General features: G+C 68.3%; 20 protein-coding genes and 2 riboswitches. Of the genes, 10 read left to right on the top strand and 10 right to left on the bottom strand.

The features are described from left to right. Positions 1-684, bottom strand: a 684-nt coding sequence (locus P409_RS08510) for a tRNA-uridine aminocarboxypropyltransferase (protein ID WP_034834282.1), incomplete at its 3' end; no start/stop codon positions are given. 151 nt (positions 685-835) lie between these two features. On the opposite strand from P409_RS08510, the gene P409_RS08505 reads away from it, so the two are divergent. Then, the gene (locus P409_RS08505; protein ID WP_034834279.1) at positions 836-1,249 is read left to right on the top strand and encodes a hypothetical protein; all 414 of its coding nucleotides are present in this window, start codon (positions 836-838) and stop codon (positions 1,247-1,249) included. Positions 1,250-1,264: 15 nt separating this feature from the next. Here P409_RS08505 and corA read toward each other — a convergent pair whose 3' ends face one another. Further along, positions 1,265-2,227, bottom strand: a complete 963-nt coding sequence (gene corA / locus P409_RS08500) for a magnesium/cobalt transporter CorA (RefSeq protein ID WP_238578626.1) — start codon at positions 2,225-2,227, stop codon at positions 1,265-1,267. 203 nt (positions 2,228-2,430) lie between these two features. On the opposite strand from corA, the gene P409_RS08495 reads away from it, so the two are divergent. Beyond that, on the top strand, positions 2,431-2,946 hold the full coding sequence (locus P409_RS08495; RefSeq protein WP_034834272.1) for a hypothetical protein: 516 nt from the start codon (positions 2,431-2,433) through the stop codon (positions 2,944-2,946). Then, positions 2,943-3,464, top strand: a complete 522-nt coding sequence (locus tag P409_RS08490; protein ID WP_052120201.1) for a hypothetical protein — start codon at positions 2,943-2,945, stop codon at positions 3,462-3,464. The genes P409_RS08495 and P409_RS08490 overlap by 4 nt, the downstream gene beginning before the upstream one ends. A gap of 199 nt (positions 3,465-3,663) precedes the next feature. Here the strand turns inward: P409_RS08490 and P409_RS08485 are convergent, their stop codons facing one another. Beyond that, complete coding sequence (locus tag P409_RS08485; protein ID WP_034834269.1) at positions 3,664-4,053, bottom strand: Rid family detoxifying hydrolase; 390 nt, start codon at positions 4,051-4,053, stop codon at positions 3,664-3,666. Positions 4,054-4,275: 222 nt separating this feature from the next. Between P409_RS08485 and P409_RS37850 the strand changes: the two genes are divergently transcribed. Next, positions 4,276-4,797, top strand: coding sequence for a hypothetical protein (locus P409_RS37850; protein ID WP_152613289.1), 522 nt, complete (start codon positions 4,276-4,278; stop codon positions 4,795-4,797). A gap of 128 nt (positions 4,798-4,925) precedes the next feature. On the opposite strand, the gene gcvPB is transcribed toward P409_RS37850, so the two are convergent. The 5 genes from gcvPB to P409_RS08460 form a co-directional block, all read right to left on the bottom strand. Next, positions 4,926-6,452 carry an aminomethyl-transferring glycine dehydrogenase subunit GcvPB gene (gene gcvPB, locus P409_RS08480; protein WP_052120199.1) on the bottom strand — a complete coding sequence of 509 codons (1,527 nt, stop codon included), beginning with the start codon at positions 6,450-6,452 and terminating at the stop codon, positions 4,926-4,928. Beyond that, complete coding sequence (gene gcvPA, locus P409_RS08475; RefSeq protein ID WP_034834263.1) at positions 6,452-7,798, bottom strand: aminomethyl-transferring glycine dehydrogenase subunit GcvPA; 1,347 nt, start codon at positions 7,796-7,798, stop codon at positions 6,452-6,454. The genes gcvPB and gcvPA overlap by 1 nt, the downstream gene beginning before the upstream one ends. A gap of 9 nt (positions 7,799-7,807) precedes the next feature. Beyond that, positions 7,808-8,194, bottom strand: coding sequence for a glycine cleavage system protein GcvH (gcvH, locus tag P409_RS08470; protein ID WP_034834260.1), 387 nt, complete (start codon positions 8,192-8,194; stop codon positions 7,808-7,810). Positions 8,195-8,215: 21 nt separating this feature from the next. After that, on the bottom strand, positions 8,216-9,334 hold the full coding sequence (gene gcvT / locus P409_RS08465; RefSeq protein WP_034834257.1) for a glycine cleavage system aminomethyltransferase GcvT: 1,119 nt from the start codon (positions 9,332-9,334) through the stop codon (positions 8,216-8,218). Positions 9,335-9,391: 57 nt separating this feature from the next. Beyond that, positions 9,392-9,487: riboswitch (glycine riboswitch) on the bottom strand. 1 nt (position 9,488) lies between these two features. After that, positions 9,489-9,588, bottom strand: a riboswitch (glycine riboswitch). Between the two features lie 92 nt (positions 9,589-9,680). After that, complete coding sequence (locus P409_RS08460) at positions 9,681-10,226, bottom strand: hypothetical protein (protein WP_034834253.1); 546 nt, start codon at positions 10,224-10,226, stop codon at positions 9,681-9,683. A 210-nt stretch (positions 10,227-10,436) separates the two neighbouring features. Here P409_RS08460 and ispH point away from each other — a divergent pair, with 210 nt between their 5' ends. The 6 genes from ispH to P409_RS08435 all read left to right on the top strand — a co-directional run bounded on the left by ispH (position 10,437) and on the right by P409_RS08435 (position 15,869). Further along, entirely contained in the window at positions 10,437-11,423 is a 987-nt protein-coding gene (gene ispH, locus P409_RS08455; protein ID WP_052120198.1) for a 4-hydroxy-3-methylbut-2-enyl diphosphate reductase, read from the top strand. A gap of 2 nt (positions 11,424-11,425) precedes the next feature. Then, on the top strand, positions 11,426-12,490 hold the full coding sequence (locus P409_RS08450; RefSeq protein ID WP_034834248.1) for a lysine-2,3-aminomutase-like protein: 1,065 nt from the start codon (positions 11,426-11,428) through the stop codon (positions 12,488-12,490). A 320-nt stretch (positions 12,491-12,810) separates the two neighbouring features. After that, on the top strand, positions 12,811-12,984 hold the full coding sequence (locus P409_RS38785) for a hypothetical protein (protein ID WP_161790365.1): 174 nt from the start codon (positions 12,811-12,813) through the stop codon (positions 12,982-12,984). A 184-nt stretch (positions 12,985-13,168) separates the two neighbouring features. Beyond that, the gene (locus P409_RS08445) at positions 13,169-14,134 is read left to right on the top strand and encodes a homoserine kinase (RefSeq protein ID WP_034834246.1); all 966 of its coding nucleotides are present in this window, start codon (positions 13,169-13,171) and stop codon (positions 14,132-14,134) included. 5 nt (positions 14,135-14,139) lie between these two features. Next, positions 14,140-14,631, top strand: a complete 492-nt coding sequence (gene rnhA / locus P409_RS08440) for a ribonuclease HI (protein WP_034834285.1) — start codon at positions 14,140-14,142, stop codon at positions 14,629-14,631. Between the two features lie 248 nt (positions 14,632-14,879). Continuing rightward, a complete protein-coding gene (locus P409_RS08435) occupies positions 14,880-15,869 on the top strand; it encodes a saccharopine dehydrogenase NADP-binding domain-containing protein (RefSeq protein WP_034834243.1) in 990 nt (329 codons plus the stop codon). Positions 15,870-15,991: 122 nt separating this feature from the next. Here the strand turns inward: P409_RS08435 and P409_RS08430 are convergent, their stop codons facing one another. Further along, complete coding sequence (locus P409_RS08430; RefSeq protein WP_034834241.1) at positions 15,992-16,477, bottom strand: peroxiredoxin; 486 nt, start codon at positions 16,475-16,477, stop codon at positions 15,992-15,994. Positions 16,478-16,536: 59 nt separating this feature from the next. Beyond that, positions 16,537-16,931 (bottom strand): thioredoxin family protein (locus P409_RS08425; RefSeq protein WP_034834238.1); only part of this gene is annotated, 395 nt, incomplete at its 5' end.

Below are 16,931 nucleotides of genomic sequence, written 5' to 3'. Positions count from 1 at the left end.
GGACGGCCGGGCCGGCTGGGTGGCGCGGTAGCGGTCGAGCATCCGGGCGAAGCTGGCGAGCAGCGCGGTCTCGATCTCCGGCCGCCCCTCCAGCCGGCTCAGCAGGGAGGCCGAGGATTCCAGCGTCGACAGCGCCTCGCGCCGGGGCTCGCGCCGCAGCTTGCCGTACAGCGACGGGCGCTGCGGCTTCAGCGCGATGCGCCGGCCCTTCAGCATCCAGGCGTTGCGCCACCACAGCGTCTTGGCCTGGCTCCAGGTGCCGTCCAGCACCACCACGCCCTCGATCTCCTCCAGCGCCGCCTCCTGCTCCGGCAGCGGCGCGCCCTTCCGGTCCAGCACCACCAGCTCCTGCCCGGGCGGGAAATCCTCCGGCCGCATCGAGCCGAGATACAGCACGGCCCAGCGCTTCGGGTCGGCCGGCCGGCCCAGCGCCGCGGCCAGGCTGGGCCAGGACAGGCCGATCCTGAACACGGCGTTGGTCAGGTGCAGCGCGGTCAGCCGGGCGGTGCCCAGCTCCTTCGCCTGCTCCTGCGGGTGCTGCAGGATCAGCAGGCCGATGCGGTTCTCGATCGGCACGACGTCATCGCAGACGCACAGCGCCGTGGGCTTCAGGCAGCGCGGGCACTCGGCATCGGCCGCCGCAGGCTCGGGCGCGATGTCATCGGTGTCGAAGGGATCGGTCATGCCGCTGTTGAACCGCAGTCGCGGGTCGGTGGCAAGCGGGGAACGGGCGGCAGGCGAGGGCGGCCCGGATCTTCGCAGGGGATGGGCTGGCGCGGATTCCCGGATCCGGGCGGCCCTGCTATGACCGTCGGGGGCAATGGGGGAGCGGGGGATGCGACGGTCCCTGGCGTGGATCGGTGCCGCGGCGGCGATGGCGGCGCTTCTGACGCTGCTGGCGTTGTTTGGCGGGCGGCTGCATCTGAGGGACGGCTTCTACGCGCCGACGGAGGCCCTCTGCCGCACCGGGCCGACCGCCATCGACCGCAGCCTGATCCGGCCCTGGGTCGGCCGCGCGGCCAATGTCCAGAAGCTGGCCTATAGCGGGGCGTATCCGGACCGCCTGATCATCGACAACTCGGAGGTGTGCTTCCTGGTGTCCAGGCAGAAGCAGGGCAAACACCTCGAATGCTCCTATGGCGGAAACGCCGAGGAGGGATGGCGCTACACCTATTCCGAGAGCGGTGGGGCGATCTTTCTCGATCGCCGGGAATTCAGGTATTGCGGGCCGATCCCCGGGGCGGAGTAGCTGCCAGGCCGCCCCCTACAGCCAGCCCCATTTCTTGAACCGCCAGTACAGGAAGCCGCACAGGCCGACGATCACACCCAGAATCATGTAGTAGCCGTAGGGCAGGCGCAGCTCCGGCATGTTGTCGAAGTTCATGCCGTAGATGCCGGCGATCGCCGTCGGCACCGCCAGGATCGCGGCCCAGGCGGCGAATTTCCGCTGCACCTGGTTCTGGCGCGAGGATTCCAGCAGGAGGCCGGCCTCGAAGGTGTGGGTCACGATCTCGCGCAGCGCGTCGATATGGTCGCTGACCCGCTTCACATGGTCGGCGACGTCGCGGAAATAGGGGTGCATCGCCTCGTCGATGCACTCCGATTCGGAGTGCTCCAGCTGCTTGCACACCTCGGCCACCGGCGTGACCGTGCGGCGGATCACCATCAGCTCGCGGCGCAGGGCGTGGATGCGCTCGATGTCGGCGGCGGTCAGCGGCACGCTCAGCACCCGCTGCTCCAGCGCCGTCACCTCGGTCTCGATCGCCTCCACCACCGGCGTGTAGTTGTCGACCACGAAATCGAGGATCGAATACAGCACGAAATCCTCGCCGTGCTTCAGCAGCGAGGGATTGGCTTCGGCCCGCTCCCGCACGGTCGAGTAGGAGGAGGATGGGCCGTGCCGCACCGAGATGACATAGCCGGGGCCGATGAAGACATGGGTCTCGCCGAACTCGGTCGTGTCCATCTCCCTGTGCGCGGTGCGCAGCACCACGAACAGGCCGTCGCCATAGGTCTCCAGCTTCGGCCGCTGATGCGCGTTCAGCGCATCCTCGATCGCCAGGGGATGCAGCCCGAACTGATCCGCCAGTTCGCGCAGCTCGGCTTCCTTCGGCTTGCGGATGCCGATCCAGACGAAATGACCGGGCTTCTGCGACCAGGCCCGTCCCTCCGACAGGGCGATATCGGCGACCCGCCGCCCCTCGGCATAGGCGGCAGCCGCAATCACACGATACAAGGCGTTCCTCCGGTTTCCGGCTCGGCGGCACGATAGCACGGTGCCCGGGCGCCGCCAGCCGGGGCGCCGCGGGCATTGCTCCCAAGGATGGAAGCAATTGAGATTCTACCTTCATCGACAATTGTAACAAGTTGATGTTACGGTGATTCGCAATTCGGCCAGACGGCCCGAAGACCGTGACTCAAGACGGTGCAATGCCTGCCGGAACGTGCAGACACTCGATTGCCGCTCTCCTTCTGGTTTCAACGCTGGGGCTCGGCGGCTGCGGCTCCCTGCTGCATGAGGGCACGGCGGATCTTGCCGGTGTCGGCGGCGCGGCGGCGGCCAGCGCCGTCACCAAGAATGCGCTGGTGGCCACCGGCATCGGCCTCGGCGTCCGCTCCGCCGCCAGCGCCGGGCTGCAATATGGCGAGCGCAAGGTGCACCAGGCCGAGCAGGACCGCATCGCCGCGGTCGCCGGAGGCCTGGCGGTGGGGCAGGTGGCGCGCTGGGACGTCTCGCATGACGTGCCGATCGAGGCGGACGAGCAGGGCGACGTCACCGTCAGCCGGCTGATCGGCGCGGCGCCCCTGGCCTGCAAGGAGATCGTGTTCTCGGTCGAGGCGGAGAAGGACAAGGCCTTCTACGTCGCCGTCATCTGCCAGAACGGCGAGACCTGGAAATGGGCCTCGGCGGAGCCGGCCACGGAGCGGTGGGGATCGCTGCAGTGACCGGGCGGCGGCGCCGTCTTCCCCGGCTGCTGCGCCTGCTGCCCGTGCTGGCCATGCCGCTCGGCGGCTGCGCCAACATGGTGGCGGATGTCAGCGGCATCGCCACCGGCGGCACGGTGGGCGCGGTCACCGCCAATCCGATCGTCGGCTACAGCGTCGGCATGGGCACCCGGGCGGCGGTCGCGGCCGGGGTGAAATACGTGATGCGCGACCTGCACCAGGACGAGCAGGACGTGATCGCCGGCGTCGCCGGCCGGATGCGCGAGGGCGACACCCAGATGTGGCGGGTCGAGCACGACCTGCCCTTCGGCTATGCCGACGAGAACGGGGCGGTCCAGGTGACCCGTGCGATCGAGACGCCGATCGCCAGCTGCAAGGAGGTGCTGGTGACGATCGAGGAGAGCGAGGGCGCCAAGGCCACCCGGACCATCATCGTCGGCAGCATCTGCCGCCAGGGCGACACCTGGAAATGGGCCAGCGCCGAACCGGCGGTGGAGCGCTGGGGGTATTTGCAGTAGCGGTCCTGGCCATCCCTCATCGTCATTGCGAGGAGGCGAAGCCGACGAAGCAATCCAGGGGCCGGTGCGCACCGGCCCCTGGATTGCTTCGCTGCGCTCGCAATGACGGTATTTGGGGCCGAGAGGGTCTCGAAGAGGAGATGTCGCGCGCTTTCGTGGCTGCGGTCGCTCTTGCCCATCGACGGGGGAAGCCCGCCGCCTACTCCCGCGGCATCGCGGCGATCATCTCGATCTCGACCCGGGCGCCGAGCGGCAGGGCGGCGACGCCGATGGTCGAGCGGGCCGGGTAGGGCGCCCGGAAATGGCGTTCATAGACCGCGTTCATGGCGGCGAAATCGGCCATGTCGGTCAGGAACACATTGACCTTCACCACCGCGTCGAAGGTCAGGTCCGCCGCCTCCAGCACATGGCGCAGATTGGCCAGGCAGCGCTCGGTCTGGACCGTGGCGTCGCCCTCGACCAGGCGGCCGGTGGCGGGGTCGATCGGGGTCTGGCCGGAGAGGAAGAGCAGGTCGCTGCGCCCGACCACGCCGTGCGAATAGGGGCCGATGGCCTGCGCCTGCGCACTGGTCACAGCCTTGCGAGCCATCGTACCCCCATCTCGCCCCCTCAGGCGTGTCGCGCATGTCGGCGCGGGGCGATGATGCAATGCCCGGGCGGCGGTTGGAAGACGGTTTCGCGATGCCGGCAAGATTTCATGGGCGATGGCTTGTCAAGCCCTAGCGATCCAAGATTTTCGAAGACAGAAGGAGTTCGTATAAAATATACTTGATATCATAGATGTACCGTTTCTACGGTCAGAGGGGTGGCCATGGAGGATATCAAGAAAGAATTTGATCATCTTGCGGAGCAAGGTGAGCAAAGATCTAAAAGATATATGAGCCTACTTCCAAATTCAGATGATGTGGTGCTTGTAACTTTAAAGGGCCACCTTATTATTGAAGAAATTTTGTTCGCTATTGCTGCTGTGCATTTTGCAGATCCTATTTGGCTGCAGAAGGCGAGGCTCCGATTCGCCCAGTTGGTTCCTCTTGTCAGGGGACTTATACATGTTCCAATCCCAGACGAAATCTGGGAAATGGCATTGAAAATAAACTCTCTTCGAAACTCGATAGCTCATAACCTGGAGCCAAAAGATATATCGTCTCAAATAAAGCAATTGATAGCCACTGTTAAAGATAAAGATGGTAATCTAAAGTGGTATGATCCAAAGAGTGACGCAGAAGGCCTGCGTTGGGTGGTGTCTTATGTAATGGGCGGTCTTTCTATCATAGATCTGGTTAATAAGTTTATCGAGAAAAATAGAAAAATTGAACTCGGAGAGAGTAAATAAGGTATCCTGGCCGATTTGTGTTAGCTTTTCTTCGATGCAGTAGCTTTATCCGCTATGTGCCCAACGGGCGTAGATCTTCCTCCCCTGCCTTCGATATAGAGGCAGGAGAGGAAGACGTAATGGTCAGATTACTCCGCCGCCTGGGCCAGCGGGGCGTCGGGCGTCCAGCGCAGCACCGGCTTGCGGGCGGCGCCGGTCTCGTCCAGGCGCCGGCGCGGGGCATGGTAGGGCGCGCCCTTGAACCACTCCGCCTGGCCGGACTTCGCCTTCTCCACCAGCGACCGCATCATGCCGATGAACTGGTCCAGCGTGGCCTTGCTCTCGGTCTCGGTCGGCTCGATCAGCATGGCGCCGTGCACCACCAGCGGGAAGTACATGGTCATCGGGTGGAAGCCCTCGTCGATCATCGCCTTGGCGATGTCGAGCGTGGTCACGCCCGTGTCCTTCAGCGCCCGGTCGTCGAACAGCGCCTCGTGCATGCAATAGCCATTCTCGAAGGCCGGGGTCAGCACGTCCTTGAGGCGGGCCTGGACGTAGTTGGCGTTCAGCACCGCGTCGCTGGCCACCTGCCACAGCCCGTCGGCGCCGTGGCTCATCATGTAGGCGAGCGCGCGGACGAACATGCCCATCTGGCCGTGGAACGCCTTCAGCCGGCCGAAGCTGTGCTCCGGCGCGCCGTCGCGGCCCTTGTGCTCGGCGACGCGGAAGCCGTTCGCGTCATGCACCACGGCCGAGATCGGGGCGTAGGGGGCCAGCGCCGCCGACAGCACCACCGGGCCGGAGCCCGGGCCGCCGCCGCCATGCGGGGTGGAGAAGGTCTTGTGCAGGTTGATGTGCATGGCGTCGACGCCCAGGTCGCCCGGGCGCACCCGGCCGACGATGGCGTTGAAGTTGGCGCCGTCGCAGTAGAAGAAGGCGCCGGCCTCATGCACCACCCGCGCGATCTCGACGATGTCGCGCTCGAACAGGCCGCAGGTGTTCGGGTTGGTCAGCATGATCGCCGCCACGTCCGGCCCCAGCTTGGCCTTCAGCGCGTCCAGGTCGACATGGCCGTCCGCCGTCGCCGGGATGGCGTCGACGGTGTAGCCGATCGCGGCCGCCGTCGCCGGATTGGTGCCATGCGCCGATTCCGGCACCAGCACCCGCCGGCGATGGCCCTCGCCGCGGGCCTCCTGGGCGGCATGGATCGCCATCATGCCGCACAGCTCGCCATGCGCGCCGGCGGCCGGGGACAGGGCCACGGCCGGCATGTTGGTCAGCGTCTTCAGCCAATGCGCCAGCGTGTCGATCAGCTCCAGGGCGCCCTGCACGGTCGCGACCGGCTGCAGCGGGTGGATGTCGGCGAAGCCGGGCAGCCGCGCCATCCGCTCGTTGAGCCGGGGATTGTGCTTCATCGTGCAGGAGCCGAGCGGGTACAGCGCAGTGTCGATCGCCATGTTCATCCGCGACAGGCGGGTGTAGTGGCGCATCACCGTCGGCTCGGCCAGGCCGGGCAGGCCGACCCCGCCGCGCGGCTTGACGCCGCCCAGGCGCAGCTCGTCGGTTGCCGGCTCCGGCAGGTCGACGCCGCATTGGCCCGGGGTGTCCTGCTCGAAGATCAGCTTCTCCTCGATGTCCAGACCGCGATTACCGGTGAAGGTAGCGACTTCAGTCATCACAGCACCTCCGACAGGCCGGCGCACAGCGCGTCGATATCGGCCTCGGTGTTGGTCTCGGTCACCGCCACCAGCAGCAGGTCGGCGAAGGCCGGGCGGTTGGCGTAGATCCGGCTGACCGGCACGCCGCCCAGGATGTTGCGCCTGGCCAGCGCGTCGATCACCGGCTCGGCCGGCTTCGGCAGGCGGATGGTGATCTCGTTGAAGAAGCTGTCGTTCAGCACCGCCACGCCCGGCACCTTGGCCAGCTTGGCCGCCAGGGTCACGGCCTTAGCGTGGTTGATCCGCGCCAGCCTGGTGAAGCCCGCTTCGCCCAGCAGCGACAGGTGGATGGTGAAGGCCAGGGCGCACAGGCCGCTGTTGGTGCAGATGTTGCTGGTCGCCTTCTCGCGGCGGATGTGCTGCTCGCGGGTCGACAGGGTCAGCACATAGCCGCGCTTGCCCTCGGCGTCGACGGTCTGGCCGCACAGCCGGCCCGGCATCTGGCGCAGGAACTTCTCGCGGGTCGCGAACAGGCCGACATAGGGGCCGCCGAAGTTCAGCGCGTTGCCGATCGACTGGCCCTCGCAGACCACGATGTCGGCGCCCATCTCGCCCGGCGGGGTCATCAGGCCCAGCGACACCACCTCGGTGACCACGACGACCAGCAGCGCGCCCTTGGCGTGGCAGGCCTCGGCCAGGGCCGACAGGTCGTGGACATGGCCGAACACCGACGGGTTCTGGACCACGACGCAGGAGGTCGCGTCGTCGATCCGGCTCGCCAGGTCCTCGACCCCGTCGGGGTTGGGCACCGCCTCGTCCAGGGTGAAGCCGGTGAAGTCGGCATGGGTGCGGCAGACGTCGCGGTACTGCGGGTGCAGCCCGCCGGAGATCACCGCGCGGCTGCGCCGGGTGACCCGGTTCGCCATCATGATGGCCTCGGCGCAGGCGGTGGAGCCGTCATACATCGAGGCGTTGGCGACCTCCATCCCGGTCAGGAGCGCGACCTGGGTCTGGAATTCGAACAGGTACTGCAGCGTGCCCTGGGTGACCTCGGGCTGGTACGGCGTGTAGCTGGTCAGGAACTCGCCGCGCTGGATCAGGTGGTCGACCGTGGCCGGCACGTGGTGACGATAGGCGCCGGCACCGCAGAAGAAGGGCACCGTGCCGGCCGGCACGTTCTTGGCCGCCATGGCGCCCAGCGCACGCTCCACCTCCAGTTCGCCCTGGTGCGGCGGCAGCTCCTTCAGGGGGCCGGGCAGCCGCGCGCTCTGCGGCACGTCGCGGAACAGCTCGTCGATCGAGGCGGCACCGACCGCCGAGATCATCTCGCGGCGGTCGGCTTCGGTCAGGGGCAGATAACGCATCGGTGCTTGTCACTCGGCAATGAGTTTGGCGTAGGCGTCGGGGCTGAGGAGCTTGTCGAGCTCGGATTTGTCGGAGAGCTTGAGCTTGAAGATCCAGCCGTCGCCGTAAGGCTCCTCGTTGACCGTCTCCGGCCCGTCGGCCAGCTCCTGGTTGGCCGCGACGATCTCGCCGCTCACCGGGGTGAAGATGTCGCTCGCGGCCTTGACCGATTCGACCACGCCGACCGGGTCGTGGGCGCTCACCTTCCGGCCGACCTCGGGCAGCTCGACGAAGACGATGTCGCCCAGCGTGGCCTGCGCATGGTCGGTGATGCCGACGGTGGCGGTTCCGTCAGCCTCGACGCGGACCCACTCATGGTCCTCGGAATAGCGAAGGTCGCTCGGGGTGTTGCTCATGGTGCTGGCTCCCTGGTTCGGTCAGCGATGGAAGTTCGGCGCGACGAAGGGCAGCGCGGCCACCGCGGCCGGATGTCCCTTGTCCCGGATCAGAAGGGTGACAGCACCGCCGGGGGCGGCGAAGCCGGATTCGACATATCCCATGGCGACCGGGCCGTTGACCGAGGGGCCGAAGCCGCCGGAGGTGATGCGGCCGATCTCGCGCCCGTCGGATGAGAGGATCGGCGTGCCCTCGCGGGCCGGGGCGCGGCCCTCGGGCCTGATGCCGACGCGCTTGCGCGCCGGGCCCTCGGCCAGTTGCTGCAGGATGCGCGCAGCGCCAGGGAAGCCGCCCTCGGCGCGGCGGCGCTTGCCGATGGTCCAGGACAGGCCGGCCTCGACCGGAGTCGTCGTGGTGTCGATGTCGTGGCCGTAGAGGCACAGGCCCGCCTCCAGCCGCAGCGAATCGCGGGCGCCCAGGCCGATCGGCGCCACCTCCGGCTCGGCCAGCAGCAGCCGGGCGACGCGCTCGGCCTCCTCGGCCGGGACCGAGATCTCGAACCCGTCCTCGCCGGTATAGCCGGACCGGCTGATCATGCATTCCACCCGGTCGAGCGCGAAGGTGCCGGATTCCATGAAGGCCAGGTCGTCGGCGCCGAAGGCGTGGCGGGCCAGCACCGCCGCGGCCTTCGGGCCCTGCAGCGCGATCAGGGCGCGGTCGTCCAGCCGCACCAGCCGGGCGCGGCCGGCCAGCTTGGCGGCGATGTGCGCGAAGTCGGCGTCCTTGCAGGCGGCGTTGACCACCAGGAACAGCCGCGCCGGGTCGACCGTGCGGGTGACCATCAGGTCGTCGAGGATGCCGCCCTCGTCGTTCAGCAGCAGGGAGTAGCGGATGCGGCCCGGCGCCAGCCCGGCGATGTCGCCCGGAAGCAGCGTCTCGATCAGCGCCGCCGCGTCCTGCCCCGGCTCGGCCTCCAGCCAGGCCTGGCCCATATGGCTGACATCGAACAGCCCGGCCTCGGCCCTGGTGTGCAGGTGTTCCTTGAGGATGCCCAGCGGGTACTGCACCGGCATCTCATAGCCGGCGAAGGGGACCATCTTGCCGCCCAGCTCGACATGCAGGTCGAACAAAGGGGTGCGCTGAAGGGGGGTATCGGTCACAGTCCCGGGTCCTCGTCGACAAAAGGTAGGCGTACGGGACCATTCCCGCGCGCCACCCCCTCTGTCTGGGACCTGAGAGAATCGCCGGGAGCTCTGTCCGGCTTACCCCATCGGTGAGGCCGCGACGGGCGCCGCTGCCTGCTCTCCAGAGTGCCTTACCCTGACGGTCCTTTGGCCTGAGAGTTTCCGGGGCGTTTGCTCCTTCGGCGCCGGTTCCGCTGTCACGCGGTCCCGGTCTCTCCCGCCAGGGTCGTAGGCCGTATCAATGCGCAGGCGGACACTCGTCCGTCACGCCGGAAAAGTCAATCCGCGACGTTTCTCGTTCCGTCGCCGTCACTGCTGCCCGTCACTGGGGCGGCAGGCTGGTGTCCGGGTCGCGCGGGTCGGGGATCACCGGGGCGATGGTGCGGCGGCCGGCGGCCTGGGCCGCGGCGCCCGGCGTCCGCGGGTCGTTGCGGTGCTTGTTGAACTCGAGCTGCTGCGGCGACAGCTGGAAGCCGATCATGATCTTATAGGAGCCGCCCTCCTGCGGGCTGGACACCGGGATCACCTGCTCCAGCGGCTCCTGGATGCTCTCCCTCGGGGTGACCTGCAGCTTGGGCACCGGGATCTTCACGTCGAACACGGCCTTGTTCAGGATCCGGTCCTGGGCGTCGGTCACGGCGACGAAGTACTGCGCCGGGACGTCCTTCTCCAGCCATGCGGCCGGGCCGCGCCAGGCGGTGAACTCGACGTTCACGTCCATCGTCACCGACTTGTCGGCATAGCTGCAGCCGCCGCGGGTGTTGGTGATCCGCGCCTCGACCAGCACGTCCTTCGGGCTGGTGCTGTTGTTGCGCACCACATCATAGATCGCCGCCTCCTGCGGGATGACGATCTGCGGACAGCGCAACCCGGCCTGCTGCGCCGCATTCTCGCCACCACAGGCTGCTAGTCCCGTGAGCAGCAGGAAGGGGGCGCCGGCCCAGAATCGTCTCGAAGCGAGACACCCTGAGACGCCGTACCGCGCTTTTCTTGAGAGAGCACCTATATTAGGGTCGCGGCGCGAGACTTCGGCGGGCATCGCCCTCTCCATTCAACAACGGGTTCAGGACCATAGGAAATGGCACAGGCTGGCACAAGCGCAGGCGCGGAGGCGCGGGACGCGCGGCCGTCCTTGACGGTGATGCTGGCCTCGCCGCGCGGATTCTGCGCCGGCGTCGACCGCGCCATCCAGATCGTCGAGAAGGCGATCGAGAAGTACGGCGCCCCGGTCTATGTCCGGCACGAGATCGTGCACAACCGCTTCGTGGTCGAGACGCTGGAGGCCAAGGGCGCGGTCTTCGTCGAGGAGCTGGACGAGGTGCCGGACGACGCGCCGGTCGTGTTCTCGGCCCATGGCGTGCCGAAATCGGTGCCGGCGGAGGCGGAGCGGCGCAAGCTCCTGTATCTCGACGCCACCTGCCCGCTGGTCAGCAAGGTGCATCGCGAGGCCGAGCGCCATTTCCGCACCGGCCATACCGTGATCCTGATCGGCCATGCCGGCCATCCGGAGGTGATCGGCACCATGGGCCAGCTGCCGCCCGGCGCGGTGCGGCTGGTCGAGTCGGTGGAGGATGTGGCGACGCTGGAGGTCGACGACCCCGACAACCTCGCCTTCGCCACCCAGACCACGCTGTCGCTGGACGACACGGTCGAGATCGTCGACGCGCTGAAGGCCAAGTTCCCCACCATCTCGGCACCGAACAAGCAGGACATCTGCTATGCCACCACCAACCGGCAGGAGGCGATCAAGGAGATCGCGCCGCATTGCGACGCGGTGCTGGTGATCGGCGCGCCGAACTCCTCGAACTCGGTGCGGCTGGTCGAGGTCGCACGCCGGGCCGGCTGCGACAAGGCGATGCTGGTGCAGCGCGCGGCCGATCTCGATTGGTCGTGGTTCGACGGCATCGGCACCCTCGGCATCACCGCCGGCGCCTCGGCGCCCGAGGTGCTGGTCGAGGAGGTGATGAGCGAGCTGCACAAGCGCTACACGGTCAGCATCCAGTCCGAGCCGGTCACGGTTGAGACCATCACCTTCAAGCTGCCGCGCGAGCTCAGCCCCGCCTGATCATGCCCAAGGATGGACATCTCCCGCCGCAGCGCCTGCGGAGCCCCGAGGCATTGGTCGAGGCCGGCCTGGCCGGGCATGATCGCCTGGCGGAGCTGCACGCCGTGGCGCAGCGCTACGCCATCGCGGTGACGCCGGCGATGGCGGATCTCGTCGATCCGGCCAATCCCGACGACCCGATCGGGCGCCAGTTCGTGCCCGGCGCGGCCGAGCTGGAGACGCAGCCGGAGGAGCTGGCCGACCCGATCGGCGACGGGGCGCACAGTCCGATCCGGGGGCTGGTGCACCGCTATCCCGACCGGGTGCTGCTGAAGCTGCTGCACGCCTGTCCTGTCTATTGCCGCTTTTGCTTCCGGCGCGAGATGGTCGGGCCCGGCGGCGAGGCGATGGGCGAGGACGATCTCACCGCCGCGATCGGCTACATCCGCGCCCGGCCGCAGGTGTGGGAGGCGATCCTGACGGGCGGCGACCCGCTGATGCTGGCGCCGCGCCGCCTGGCCGACGTGGTCGCGCGGCTCGATGCCATCCCGCATCTCGGCGTCGTCCGGCTGCACAGCCGCGTGCCTGTGGTGGAACCGGAGCGGGTGACGCCCGAGCTGGTGGCGGCGCTGCAGGCGAGGGACAGCGCCGTGTGGCTCGCCATCCACAGCAACCATCCGCGCGAGCTGACCCCTGCGGCGCGGGACGCGATCCGCTGCCTGGCCGATGCCGGAATCGCGCTGGTATCGCAGACCGTGCTGCTGCGCGGCGTCAACGACGACCCGGCGGTGCTGGAGCAGCTGTTCCGCGACTTCGTGCGCCTGCGGATCAAGCCCTATTACCTGCATCACGGCGATCTCGCCCCCGGCACAGCGCAGTTCCGCACTGGGATCGAGGACGGGCGCCGGATCATGAAGGCGCTGCGCGGCCGGCTGTCCGGCCTAGCCCAGCCGACCTATGTGCTCGACATTCCGGGCGGCCGCGGCAAGGTGCCGGTCGGGCCGGACTATCTCGACGGCTCCGACGCCGGGGGCTGGACCGTCGAGGACCCGAACGGCTGCCGCCACGCCTATCCGCCGAAGGGCTGAGCTCGGCGGGCACAGTCAGCGTCGCCGCCCCCCTTTTCGTCTCACTGTAATGACAGGGAACAAGCGACCTCGGTTCACCAGTCGCGGGCGCTGCTGATCGATTGTTAAGTCTGTAATGATGAATTCATTATGAGCTCCATGAATTCTCCTTAATGAAAGTTTACTTCGATCGCGGCGATGCCCAATTCCGGAGAGCAGGACAGCGGCGGACGTCCCGTCACGGCGACGCTCCGGCACCGGCCCTGCGGTTCCATACCTGTCGATCCGGCGTTGCCGCTCCGAGGGAGCGGTGCCGGGTCTTCGTTCAAGAGGAACAGATCATGTCGTTCGTGAAGATCGTCCGCCCGATCGGCCTCGTCGCCCTGCTGGCCCTGGGCGTTGCCGCCGCGTCCGGCGCCGCCGAGGCGCGCACCGGCTTCCACTCGCAGCACGGCCCGAGCGCGCTGCAGAGCGCGGACCCGCACGGTCCCGCCTATCCGCAGTCGGGTCGCTGACCCGGCCTTGCCGGTTGCAGCGAAAGGGCGGCCGCGGATCTCCCCGGCCGCCCTTTCCGTCTGACCGGCCCGCGCCGGGCCTGCCGCGCACGACGGCATCCCGCGCCGGTCCCCTCTCTTCCTTCGACAAGCCGTCCCCTCTCGCTCTATGAAGGCGGGCTCAGCCGCTTTCACCGGGCGATCCATGGCCGTTTACACCGAAGTCACCGACGAGGATGTCGCCGCCTTCGTGGCGGAATACGACATCGGCACCGTGCTCTCGCTCAAGGGCATCGCCGAGGGCGTCGAGAACTCCAACTACCTGCTGGTGACCACGGCCGGGCCGCACATTCTCACCCTGTACGAGAAGCGGGTGGCCGAGGCCGACCTGCCCTTCTTCCTCGGGCTGATGCAGCATCTGGCGGCACGCGGCATCGAATGCCCGCAGCCGGTCGCCGCCCGCGACGGGCAGGCGCTGCGCCGCCTGGCCGGCCGGCCGGCGGTGATCGTCACCTTCCTCGACGGGCTGTGGCCGAAGCGGATCCAGCCCTGGCACTGCCAGGCCCTGGGCCCGGCGCTGGCCCGCATGCACGCCGCCGGGGCCGATTTCCCGATGACCCGGCCGAACAACCTGTCGCTCGGCGGCTGGCGCCGGCTGGTCGCCGATTGCGCCGGCCGCGCCGACACGGTGACGCCGGGCCTGGCTGACGGCATCACCCGCGAGCTGGAGTTCCTCGAGGCCAGCTGGCCCGCGGACCTGCCGGCCGGGCTGATCCATGCCGACCTGTTCCCGGACAACGTGTTCTTCCGCGACGGCCGCCTGTCCGGGCTGATCGACTTCTACTTCGCCTGCACCGACATGCTGGCCTATGACCTGTCGATCTGCCTGAACGCCTGGTGCTTCGAGCCGGACGGCGCCTTCAACGCCACCAAGGCGCGGCTGCTGCTGTCCGGCTACCGCGCCGAGCGGCCGCTGTCGCCGGCCGAGGTCGCGGCCCTGCCGGTCCTGGCGCGCGGCAATGCGCTGCGCTTCCTGCTGACCCGGCTCTATGACTGGCTGAACCATCCGCCGGGCGCCTTCGTGAAACCGAAGGACCCGCTCGAATACTGGCGCAAGCTGCGCTTCCACCAGCAGGTCACCAGCGTGGCCGCCTATGGGATCGACCCGTGACCGATATCGCCGCGACGACGAAGAAGCCCTTGAAGCTGCCGAAGGTCGAGATCTTCACCGACGGCGCCTGCAGCGGCAATCCCGGTCCCGGCGGCTGGGGCGTGCTGCTGCGCATGGGCGAGACCGAGCGCGAGCTCTATGGCGGCGAGACCCTGACCACCAACAACCGGATGGAACTGATGGCCGCCATCCAGGCGCTGGAGGCGATGAAGCGCCCGGTCGAGGCGGTGCTGACCACCGACAGCCAGTATGTCCGCAACGGCGTGATGACATGGATGAAGGGCTGGAAGGCCCGCGGCTGGGTCACCGCCGACCGCAAGCCGGTGAAGAATGTCGACCTGTGGCAGCGTCTCGACGCCGCCACGGTGCCGCACAAGATCCGCTGGGAATGGACCCGCGGCCATGCCGGCCATGCCGAGAACGAGCGGGTGGACGAACTGGCCCGCAAGGGCCTGCGCGAATTCGGCCGCGGCCTGGCGCCCGCCGAGGCATCGTAAGTCGCGTTCGCCCCGAGCGATCTTCCCTACATGTCATCCCCGGGCTTGACCCCGGGGATCCAGGACATGTCGATGCCGCTCCGGGTGGCCCCTGGATTGCCGGGTCAAGCCCGGCAATGACAAATGTGGGACGGGGCGGGTCTACCGGCTTGAACCCCATTCTCCTCTCTCCATATTACTAATAGTAAGTTACTATTGGTAATAATGCTGCCGTGCCTGCCAGCCGGCGGCCTGGGGAAGGAAGCATCATGGTTCAGCGAGTCCTAATCGCCGGCGGCTATGGTGCCGTCGGCGGCACTACCGCCCGCTACCTGCGCCGGCTGGCGCCGGATCTCGAGATCATCCTGGCCGGGCGGACTCCGGAGTCCGGCGCCGAACTGGCGCGGGAGATCGGGGCGACGACCCTGCGGCTCGACGTCGCCGACCCGGCCGCGGCGCTGGCCGATCTCGGGCCGGTCGACCTGATCATGGCGGCGCTGCAGGACCGCGGCGACGCGCTGATCCAGGCCGCCATGGCGCAGGGCGCCGCCCATATCGGCATCACCAAGGTGGTGGAGGAGACCGGGCCGGCGGTGTTCGCCGCGCTGCATGCCCCGCCGCGGCGGCCGGTGGTGCTGGCCGGCCACTGGGCGGCCGGGGTGCTGATCCTCGCGGTCCGGCCGGCGATCGCGGAATTCGATCGGGTCGACTCGGTCGTCATGGCCGCCCTCTACGACATGGCCGACGCAGTCGGTCCGATGAGCGCCGCCGACGCCGAGGCCTTCTCCCCCCGCGCCCTGCTGCGCCGAGACAGGCAATGGGCCTGGGTCGACGGCAACGAGCACGGCCGCGGCCTTCGCTTCGCTGACGGAGAAGCGACGGTGCAGCCCCTGGCCACGCTCGACGTGCCCAGCCTGGCGGCGCTCACCGGCGCCCCGGACATCCGCTTCGACTTCGGCATGGCCGACTCGCTCGGCACCCGGGCCGGCGGCCGCGCCTCGCATGAGGGCGTGATCGAGATCGTGGGGGTGCTGCGGTCGGGGCGGCCGGCCCGGCGGCGGATCCTGGTGTCGGACCCGAGGGGCGTGGACCACATGACGGCGCTGGGCGCCGTGGTTGTCGCCGAGCGCGTGCTCGGCCTCGACGGACTGCCGCTGCCGGCCGGCGGGCTGGCCTTGCCCGAGACCCTGGTCGCGCCCGAGGCGGCGATCGCACGGTTCGAGCAGTTCGGCCTGCGGATCACGACCGAGATGGAGTAGGAAACAAACTCCACCATTTCTGTCATGCCCGGGCTTGACCCGGGCATCCAGAGATGTCGAGGCCGATCCGGGTGGTCCCTGGATCGCCGGGTCAAGCCCGGCGATGACAGAAAGGGAGGCTCTTACAGCGCCGCGAGGATGGCTTCGCCGCTCGAAACCTCGAAGGCGCCCGGCTTCTCGACGCCGAGATGGGTGACGACGCCGTCCTTGGCGATCAGGGCGAAGCGCTGCGACCGCGTGCCCAAGCCGTAGCCCGACCCGTCCATCTCCAGCCCCAGCGCCTTGGTCAGGGTGGCGTTGCCGTCCGGCAGCATGAACACGGTCTCCGACGGCACGTCGTTCCGGTCGGCCCAGGCCTTCATCACGAACGGGTCGTTCACCGACAGGCAGACGATCTGGTCGATGCCCTTGGCCTTCAGCGCCTCGGCGTTGTTGACGAAGCTCGGCAGGTGCTTGGCCGAGCAGGTCGGGGTGAAGGCGCCCGGCACCGCGAACAGCGCCACGGTCTTGCCCGCCAGCAGCTCGTCGGTCTTGACCTCGGCCATGCCCTCCTTGCCGAGATACTTCAGCGTGACCGAGGGGATGCGGTCGCCAACCTTGATCGTCATGGGTTCTCTCCGCCAGGTTCTGTGAGGCCTGCCCGCAGCCGGCCAGCCTTGCCAAAGGGTTACGAACTTGCGCCGCGCGCCTGCTTCAGGGCGTCCAGGACCACGTCGGTGCTCAAGAGCTCCGGCAGCAGGATCCCGTCCGGCGCCCCCGGCCCGTACACGGCGTTGAACGGTATGCCGTAGCGGCCATGCGCCGCAAGGTAGTCGGCGATCGCCGGGTCGGGATTGGTCCAGTCGGCCAGCAGCGGCGCCACGCCGGGCTCGGCCAGGGCCGCGGCCACCGGGTCGCGGTCGATCACCAGCAGCTTGTTGACCTTGCAGGTCAGGCACCAGTCGGCGGTGACGTCGACGAACACCACCTTGCCCTCGCGCACCAGCCCGGGGATGGCGGAACGGTCGAACCGGATCCAGGGGATGGCCGAGGCCGCCTGCACCGTCGCCGCGTCGGACCGGT

The organism is Inquilinus limosus MP06, assembly GCF_000767795.1.
Taxonomy (GTDB): Bacteria; Pseudomonadota; Alphaproteobacteria; order DSM-16000; family Inquilinaceae; genus Inquilinus; species Inquilinus limosus_E.
Note: the sequence above shows the minus strand (reverse complement) of the source record. Positions and strands in the feature narration are given on the sequence as shown.